Origin of the sequence: Bacillus sp. ISL-47 (assembly GCF_018613175.1) — a bacterium.
GTDB lineage: Bacteria > Bacillota > Bacilli > Bacillales > Cytobacillaceae > Cytobacillus.
The window spans coordinates 1-9,137 of record NZ_JAGGQS010000093.1 but is presented as its reverse complement, the minus strand read 5'-3'; the positions used below and the strand labels follow the sequence as shown (position 1 = coordinate 9,137).

At 42.0% G+C, this 9,137-nt stretch carries 9 protein-coding genes and 1 riboswitch; of the genes, 1 reads left to right on the top strand and 8 read right to left on the bottom strand.

Annotated features, from left to right (window positions below; genetic code table 11):
* The 3 genes from asnB to J7I93_RS24825 form a co-directional block, all read right to left on the bottom strand.
* Positions 1-1,646, bottom strand: a 1,646-nt coding sequence (gene asnB, locus J7I93_RS24835) for an asparagine synthase (glutamine-hydrolyzing) (protein WP_214729600.1), incomplete at its 3' end; no start/stop codon positions are given.
* Between the two features lie 294 nt (positions 1,647-1,940).
* Positions 1,941-3,137 (bottom strand): methionine adenosyltransferase, encoded by a 1,197-nt coding sequence (metK, locus tag J7I93_RS24830; RefSeq protein ID WP_214729598.1) that lies wholly within the window; start codon positions 3,135-3,137, stop codon positions 1,941-1,943.
* Between the two features lie 484 nt (positions 3,138-3,621).
* Positions 3,622-3,738, bottom strand: a riboswitch (SAM riboswitch).
* A 105-nt stretch (positions 3,739-3,843) separates the two neighbouring features.
* Complete coding sequence (locus J7I93_RS24825) at positions 3,844-4,218, bottom strand: thiol-disulfide oxidoreductase DCC family protein (RefSeq protein ID WP_214729596.1); 375 nt, start codon at positions 4,216-4,218, stop codon at positions 3,844-3,846.
* A 218-nt stretch (positions 4,219-4,436) separates the two neighbouring features.
* Here J7I93_RS24825 and pckA point away from each other — a divergent pair, with 218 nt between their 5' ends.
* Positions 4,437-6,023, top strand: a complete 1,587-nt coding sequence (gene pckA / locus J7I93_RS24820) for a phosphoenolpyruvate carboxykinase (ATP) (protein ID WP_214729594.1) — start codon at positions 4,437-4,439, stop codon at positions 6,021-6,023.
* A 226-nt stretch (positions 6,024-6,249) separates the two neighbouring features.
* Here pckA and J7I93_RS24815 read toward each other — a convergent pair whose 3' ends face one another.
* From J7I93_RS24815 to J7I93_RS24795, 5 genes are all read right to left on the bottom strand, one after another.
* Positions 6,250-7,215: a hypothetical protein gene (locus J7I93_RS24815; protein WP_214729592.1), complete on the bottom strand. Its 966-nt coding sequence runs from the start codon at positions 7,213-7,215 to the stop codon at positions 6,250-6,252.
* Positions 7,190-7,711, bottom strand: a complete 522-nt coding sequence (locus J7I93_RS24810; RefSeq protein ID WP_214729590.1) for an RNA polymerase sigma factor — start codon at positions 7,709-7,711, stop codon at positions 7,190-7,192. Before J7I93_RS24810 ends, J7I93_RS24815 begins: the two co-directional genes overlap by 26 nt.
* A 111-nt stretch (positions 7,712-7,822) precedes the next feature.
* Positions 7,823-8,065, bottom strand: a complete 243-nt coding sequence (locus tag J7I93_RS24805) for a DUF2584 domain-containing protein (protein WP_214729588.1) — start codon at positions 8,063-8,065, stop codon at positions 7,823-7,825.
* Between the two features lie 91 nt (positions 8,066-8,156).
* A complete protein-coding gene (locus tag J7I93_RS24800) occupies positions 8,157-8,942 on the bottom strand; it encodes an alpha/beta hydrolase family protein (RefSeq protein WP_214729586.1) in 786 nt (261 codons plus the stop codon).
* A partial coding sequence (locus J7I93_RS24795) for a hypothetical protein (RefSeq protein ID WP_214729584.1) occupies positions 8,914-9,137 on the bottom strand: 224 nt, incomplete at its 5' end. The genes J7I93_RS24795 and J7I93_RS24800, both read right to left, overlap by 29 nt.

The following is a 9,137-nucleotide window of genomic DNA, read 5'->3' as shown; positions in this document are numbered from 1 at the left end:
ACCGGGAAGTCAAGCTTTTTACGATTTAACACATGATCAGGCCCAACTCCTTCTGCCGGTTTGCGAAGAATGTACTTCGTTGTGCCATTTGCTGTTTTCAGGCTGGTCGGTATGTTGGAAGCTACCTCAAACACTTCTTTATCAAGGAAAGGAACACGAAGTTCAAGTGAATGGGCCATCGTCATTTTGTCCGCTTTTAATAAAATGTCTCCGCGCATCCATGTGTGAATATCAATATACTGCATGCGGTCAACCGGATCATAGCCTCGGCTTTCATCATAAAGCGGCTTTGTGATATCGGTATAATTTAAGCCATCTTTATATACATGAAGCAGGTTGCGCTTTTCTTCTTCTGTAAACATTTTCGCGTTTCCGATATAGCGCTCCTCCATCGGTGTTACACCACGCTCGATAAAGCTTTTGCCCTTCATTCCTTCCGGCATCATGTTTGCAATCATTCTTAGCAGCTTTTTGCCGATTGCCGGTATTTTGTTGAACACGTCTAGAGATTGCGGCTCGCGGTAAATATTGTAGCCGCCAAACAACTCATCCGCGCCTTCACCGGAAAGAACGACTGTAACATGCTTGCGTGCTTCCCTTGCGACAAAATATAAAGGCACGCAGGCTGGGTCAGCAAGCGGATCATCCATATGCCACATGATTTTTGGAATCTCGTTCATATATTCCTCGGGCGATATGATATAGCTGATGTTTTCAACGCCAAGCTTTTCAGCCGTTTCTTTCGCAACATCCACTTCGCTGAAGCCATTGCGTTCAAACCCGACAGAGAAAGTTTTAATAGCCGGATGGAACTCCTTTGCAATGGAAGCAATAATGGATGAGTCGATACCGCCGGAAAGGAAGGAACCAACAGGGACATCCGCACGCATGTGCATTTTAACCGAATCAAACAATACATCTCTAATTTCTTTCGTAAAGTCTGCTTCCGATTTTTTTACAGGATGGAAAGCTGCTTTCCAATAGCGGTTGATTTCCATTGGAGCGCCAATTTTTTTCGTAAAATAGTGTCCTGGCTCCAGCTTATGGATTCCTTCTGACATCGTATTTGGCTCAGGCACAAACTGATAGGTTAAATAGTGCTGCAAGGAATCATAATTCAATACATCATTTTGCAGCGCCAATAGGATGCTCTTCTTTTCTGAACCAAAGAAGGTACGGTCCCCTTTGTCATAGTAAAAGAAAGGTTTGATCCCGAATGGATCTCTTGCTCCGTATAATGACTGCTCCTGTTTATCCCAAATTACAAAAGCGAACATGCCGCGAAGCTTTTCAACAGCCTTTTCTTTTAAATGGCTGTATAGGGCGATAATAACCTCTGTATCAGAGCTAGTTTCAAAGCTTAAGCCTGCATTGAGAAGTTCTTCACGCAATTCCACATAGTTGTAAATTTCACCATTAAAAATAATCCAATAACGCTCATTTTCATAAGTCAGCGGCTGATGTCCGCTTTCAATATCGATAATACTCAAACGCCGGAAGCCGAATTGGATATGCTCATCAAAATAATATCCCGAATCATCCGGGCCACGATGGGTAATGATATCATTCATATTTTCAAATTGCTCTTTATCTGCGTCACGGTAATTTTGTGCTTTATCATGTACACAACCAATAAAACCACACATTATGTACGTCACCTACTCCATTCTTTTCTCGTTATTTAATATAGCCTAAACGGCTCCTCTGTCTTTAAAAAACATACCCTATAATACTACCACTAATCATTTTAAATTAGCACGGGGATTATGAAAAAAACCTCAGCGGAAAATAAGACCATTATCAGAAGTTTATACGATAACATAAATCGGTAAACGCCTAAAGGGCAGAAAGACCCTAAACGGGTGAATTTTCCCTTATATGTTTAAAGACGTAAAAAAGAAAGCGGGAGTTACATATTAAATGCAACTCCCGCTTTATGATTAAAGGGCTTCAGAACGTAGAATTTCTGCTTTGTCTGTACGCTCCCAAGGAAGATCAACATCTGTACGTCCGAAATGGCCGTAAGCAGCTGTTTGCTTATAGATCGGGCGGCGAAGGTCAAGCATGTTAATAATGCCTGCAGGACGAAGATCAAAGTGCTTTCTAATAAGATCAACAAGCACATCTTCCTCTACTTTTCCTGTGCCGAATGTATCTACAGATATGGATACCGGCTGTGCTACACCAATAGCGTATGCAAGCTGTACTTCCACTTTTTCTGCTAAACCAGCAGCTACAAGGTTTTTCGCAACATAACGTGCAGCATAGGCAGCAGAACGGTCAACCTTTGTAGGATCCTTACCGGAGAACGCTCCGCCGCCGTGGCGTGCATAACCGCCGTAAGTATCTACAATGATTTTTCGTCCCGTTAACCCTGCGTCCCCTTGAGGTCCGCCGATAACGAAACGTCCTGTTGGATTAATGAAGTATTTTGTATCCTCATCGATTAGTTCTTTCGGAACAACCGGATTGATGACATGTTCCTTCAGGTTGCGCTGGATTTGCTCCAGACTGATTTCCGGATGATGCTGAGTGGAAATAACAATCGTATCAATACGGACAGGCTTGTCATTTTCATCATACTCAACCGTTACCTGAGTTTTGCCGTCCGGACGAAGGTAGGGAAGAATCTCTTCTTTGCGCACTTCTGTCAGGCGGCGGGATATTTTATGTGCTAAAGAAATCGGAAGAGGCATAAGCTCTTTTGTTTCGTTGCAGGCAAAGCCAAACATTAAGCCCTGGTCTCCTGCACCGATTGCTTCGATTTCCTCATCGCTCATATTTCCTTCGCGTGCTTCCAACGCCTGGTCAACACCCATGGCGATATCCGCTGACTGTTCGTCAATGGAAGTTAAGACTGCACATGTTTCAGAGTCGAAACCATATTTAGCACGGGTATAACCGATTTCTTTCACCGTTTCACGAACGATTTTTGGAATATCTACGTATGTAGATGTTGTGATTTCACCTGCGACTAATACAAGTCCTGTTGTTACAGAAGTTTCTGCAGCAACGCGGGCATTCGCATCTTTAGATAAAATCGCATCTAAAATTGCATCAGAAATTTGGTCACAAATTTTATCCGGATGACCTTCAGTAACTGATTCAGAAGTAAACAAACGACGCTTTGTTGACATCTGGCTTCCTCCTTATAAATAGAAAATTGAGCGAGAATTAGAAACGCGGAAGCAGCCTCAAAAAAAACTTTTTCCTGGCATTTCAAGGATCTCTGTTTGATACGGAACTCATTCCCTTAGTAGTATGAAATAAACATGGAGTTTTTATTAAGAAAATTGGAAACGCTGACCACAAAGCCAAGGTTCATTTTCTTAAGCACCGCTGGAAGCTGCCTTTAAAAAAGCAAACTCGCTAGCAGAGCCAGGCCATAAAACTCACATAAATAGTACATTCCAAAAGCCGTTCATTTCATTGCCAGTTTAAAAGCGCAAGCACCCGGGTAGCTCCGACAAGCATAAGACAGGCCCTGAAGGAAGGCGTTTTTTGCCTTCTGCAAGGGAATGGCTTATGACCTCGAGGAGCTGGGTGCTGGAGCTAGATAAGCAAAATAAAAAACCTTCTCATTAGTGAAAAGGTTGAAAGCAAATCAATTCGCGCCTTTCACTCTTATCGTTCAAGGAATTACGTCCTTGCGTCAGGTTAGCACCTTTGCTGTTTATTGCCTTTTAGCAGGTTGCTGGGTTTCATAGGGCCTGTCCCTCCACCAGCTCGGGATAAGAGAGTATCCGTTCAAGGTTGAATCATACCGTATTTTATCGATTTATGTCAACAAATTTTAATCAATTTCTTTATTAAAATTTCCCTTAAGAAAATAAGGTGATACCCTTACAGAGAACAGCTTCCGTCATCACACTTATTCTTTAAGAATTTATGCCTGTTTTTAGCGGTCCATTGATAAATGGGATTTCCGATTATAGGTGTAAATGGGATATATAATAGAATGCTTACTAAAAAGGTTGCAGGAAATTGCAGCAGAAGTCTCCTTACGGCATAGTACCCTTTTTTAATATCACCATTAGGACTAATGATATGAAGTTCTTTTCGCAACTCCTGTTTGGAAAACGAAATGGAGTTCGGATTTTTTTCATATTCCTGCAAGGAAACCCACTCGACCCTATTCAGCCAATCAAGCTTTTTAGAAAGCCGCTTCGTTTCCTTGCATAAAGAGCACGTTCCATCATAAAGGGCAATTGTCTTCATTAATACCAGTCCCATGTTCAGACTTAACACTTTCTTCTATTTTAACATATACCGGTTATAAGGCGTTAAAATGTATTTTTTAGTCTAATTGTGATATTTCTATAACATTGGGTAAAAATTTATCACAATAGTATAGACTAATTAATTTAATGTGTTATACTAATTTTGAGATGTAATCACTTTCATAAAAAAATCGGAAAAAGGAAGGTATTCATCAGATGAACTCTGTAAGCATATCAAACGAATTGAGCGAATTACTAAATGGCAGCAACATTCAAGTACAATTATCTGTTCCTCAGCTTGTGGAAAAAGTTTTAAACCGTAACGAAGGGTCTCTTACATCAACTGGTGCCGTACGTGCTACTACTGGAAAGTATACAGGACGATCCCCTAAAGATAAATACATTGTTGAAGAAGCATCAAATAAAGATAAAATTGACTGGGGCAGCGTAAACCAGCCAATTTCTGAAGAAGCATTCTCTAATCTTTATAATAAAGTAATAAACTACTTAAAAGAAAAAGAAGAAGTATTTGTTTTCAAAGGCTTTGCAGGTGCCGATAAAAAGCATCGCATGCCAATCCAGGTCATCAACGAATATGCTTGGCACAACCTGTTCGCACACCAATTATTTATTCGTCCGGCAGAAGATGAGCTTCTTGACCATGAATCAGAGTTTACTGTGATTTCTGCGCCTAACTTCAAAGCAGATCCTGCTGTTGATGGCACAAAATCCGAAACATTTATCATCATTTCATTCGAACGCCGCACTGTTTTGATCGGTGGTACAGAATATGCTGGCGAAATGAAAAAGTCCATTTTCTCTGTGATGAACTATATGCTTCCAGAAAACGGAATCCTTCCTATGCATTGTTCAGCAAACGTTGGACGTGAAGGCGATGTTGCTTTATTCTTCGGTTTATCAGGAACTGGAAAAACAACATTGTCTGCTGATCCAAACCGCCGCTTAATCGGTGATGATGAGCACGGCTGGTCAGCAAATGGCGTATTCAACATTGAAGGCGGATGCTACGCGAAATGCATCAACTTATCACGCGAAAAAGAACCGCAAATTTTCGATGCAATCCGCTTTGGGGCCGTATTGGAAAATGTAGTGATTAACAGCGAAAATCGCGTGGCTGATTACGATGACAGCACACTAACTGAAAATACACGTGCGGCATACCAGCTGCAGGCCATCGATAATATCGTTGACCCAAGCATTGCCGGACACCCTAATACAATTGTATTCTTAACAGCTGACGCATTTGGCGTATTGCCTCCAATTTCTAAACTTTCAAAAGAGCAGGCAATGTACCATTTCTTAAGCGGCTATACTTCCAAGCTTGCTGGAACTGAGCGCGGCATTACATCACCGCAGGCAACATTCTCAACTTGCTTCGGATCACCATTTCTTCCGCTGCCTGCAAACCGCTATGCTGAAATGCTAGGTGAAAAAATCGATGAGCATAACGCAAAAGTCTTCCTTGTGAACACAGGCTGGACTGGCGGAGAGTACGGAGTCGGCGAACGTATGAAGCTTGCCTACACACGTGCAATGATAGAAGCTGCTCTTGAAGGCGAACTGAACAACGTAGACACAATCAAAGACGAAATCTTTGGCCTTGAAATTCCACAGCACGTAACAGGTGTACCTGATGAAGTCCTTCAGCCAAACAAAACATGGGCTGACCAGGCTGCTTATGAATTTAAAGCGAAAGAACTCGCATCAAAATTCCGTGAGAACTTCAAGAAATTCACAAGCGTTTCCTCTGAAATCGAAGAAAAAGGCGGACCAATCGCATAATAAAAAAGGGAATTGCCGTTTGAGAGCGGCAATTCCTTTTTTACTTGGTTATTGCATGTGTCCTTTTATTCCTGTATTTCCCGGTATTCACGTTTTTTCGGCTATTAGTTGTCTGTTCTCTCAATTACCAGATAGAATCGTATGATTGAATCTCTTTTTCCCCCTTCCCTCTCATTTAGCGTTTTCTTTTCTAACAGGAAAGGCTACCATTAGCTTCCTCCTTAAGCTAATCCTCCTCATCAACCGGCTTCCTCACCTCAATGGGTACTGATTGTTTTAGAGCACCCAGTCTGTATCTACCGCTTTTGTTAAATACGATATCACCAGTATACATGCTTACTTTTTTACCAGAGTCTGCTTTAATATAATCTGTTTTTCCTGAAAAAAGAAATACCTCAGTTGTTCCGTCTTCGAAACTAAACAGTTCAAGTTCCACTTGCTCAGGCAGATCTTCTCCTTCAACCTCGATCTTTACATTTTTAAAGGTTCCTGCCACCAGGTCTTCCTGTGAAATCATTAATGTGGAGTCACCCATTTTTACATAAGATTCCTTCACGTATATGGAGAATTCTTCAAACGTTCTTTCTCCAAACATGAACTTCAGATTCCAGATGCCATGTTTTTCAAAAGGCTTGAAGCTTGTCAAAGCGTGGGCATCAGAGCCATAAATACCTGCGTTTAAGGGGAATGAAGCAATCTTCTGTGTAAAGCCAGTATCCACATGGACTGCTTCCACTTTCATATTTTGATAAACCTGCTCGCCAGGCTTCCACCATAAATAGACCATGATTTTCGCTACACTTCTGCCGTCACCGGCAATCCATTCAGGAGGACTTAACAAACTGACCCTGCCAGGAATGCCAAAATTTGAATCGGGATAGACAGGTTTCCCATCTTGACCAAGAAGCGCAAAATATTCACCGCTTTCCGCTCTTTCAACCACTCCTCCCAGATGATTTTCTGGTTCGCTTTTATTCTCCAAAACTAAAATAGGGGCAATGATAAGTACTGAAAGAATGGCAGCCAAAACACCAGCCCGTTGAAAAGAAAAACTAAATTTTCTTTTGGGCGCCTTTTGTTTGCGAATGCTGTGTATAATTCTATTTTTCTGATCGCCATTTAGTTCATGGGCAGGGAGTTCCTTCAATTTCTCGAGCATCTCTTTATCAGAAAGATGTGTCACTTTGCTCATCCTCCTTTAATAGCAAATTTAATTTTTTTACTGCACGGTGAAAGGTCACATTCACCTTATTTTCTGTCCATCCCAGGACCTCTCCAGTCTCTTCAGCTGATAGTTCGGCAATCCCTCTTAGCAGGACTACGTCACGGTAGTTCGTTTTCAATGTATGAATAGCCCCTAATAACCGGGCAGTTTCCGCCTTTTTTATGAATAGCTCTTCTGTGATTGCTGATTCTATTTGTGAAGGCTGCCTTGACAATTTTTCCTTAAGGTTTTGCCAGACACTTCTTTTTCTATAAAAATCAATGGCTGCATTGCGTGCAATGCTGATTAGCCATGTTTTTGGATTTGAGTCAAATTTAAAACGTCCGCAGGACTGAAATGCTTTTAAAAATGTTTCCTGTACAAGATCTTCTACATCCATGGATCCTGTAAAATACACCAGGTAATTGGTGATATCTTTTTCATATTCCTGAAACCATTGTTCCACTTGCCGGCCGGCATCCATCAACTTCCCCCCCTTTGTTAAATAGGACGGATTTTTTGATTCCATCTTACAGTTTTTTTGGAAATATTTTATTAACATCAAAAAACGCCCGGACATAGTCCAGGCGCTCATTTAATTTGTTGAATTTAATGCTACTAGTTGGTACTTAATAACTGTCTGGCTATTTTCCCACTCCACTTTTTTGATAATCCCTGTGCCATTCAGGTCACCGTCAATCGTTCTTTTCACTTCAACCGGGATGTCCAGCGGGTATAGTCTGTACCCTTCTTTGACCAGTGAAAAATAATTTTCATCAAGCCTCTTTTCCCTGCCCTTTGTCACGATCATTGTATTTAACTCCAAAGGCATACCCATTGGTATCTCTCCTTCATTTGTGATATCATTTCCTCTATTTTACCCCACCTTCAACAGCACTGAAAGTCCCAAAGGAAAAATAGAGAGATACTCATTCGCAGTTTTTCATCCAGGCTGTTAAATCCTCAACGGTTTTCCGATTAACAGCAGGGGGAAAGTAATGGGTGTATTCTCTAAAATACCAGCTATCCACCTTCTTATTGAGTGCTTTTAGCCTTTTTTCCAGGCGGAATGAATGCTCCACCGAGACATTCCGATCCTGCTCTCCATGGATGATCAGAACTGGCGCCTGCATCTTTTCCAGCTGAAAAAGCGGTGTCCTGTATTTATAGCGGTCCGGAAATTTAGTCGGGGTCCCGCCTATCACCCGTTTCATCATCCGGCGAAGGTCCTTGCGTTCGACATAGGTAAGGAACATATCGCTGACTCCTCCCCATGTCACCACTGAAGCTGCTTCAGGAAATTGGATTGCAGTCAGCAGTGCCATCACACCGCCTCGTGAAAAGCCAAAAATATGAACCTTTTTTACTCTTGAATGCTCCTGGAGAAGAGTGAAGGCTGCGAAGGCATCCTGCCGGTCATCCCCCGCAAAATCCTCGTTGCCATCTCCTCCTTGATTCCCCCTGTAAAAAGGCGCGAATACAATAAAGCCTTCACAAGCAAACTGGACAATCCTCCCAGGCCTCACTTTGCCGACATTTTTAATACCGCCGCGCAAATAAAGGAATCCATCATACAATTCTTCTCCCTTTGGTTCTGCGAGAAGACCCTTGATATGTAATCCGTTTGCATAATAGGTGACCACCGATAATTCGATTGCTGGGTTAGGTGAAGGAAATCTCTGCTTATCAATGATTTGCCCGTTTTTGAAATTCATATTCCCATCTCCCTTTTGGAGTAGTTATTTGCTGATTGACGTCAGACCGGGAAGTTGCACTTGTATTTTGGCTATTTTCGCAAACTCTGTGCTTTTTAAACAAGTAGTGAGGAGAGGTTGATTTCCGCTTAAGGATGCTCAAGCTTCCGCTGGGCGGGCGGTGAGCCTCCTGAAGCGCAGCGCCTGCGGGGTCTC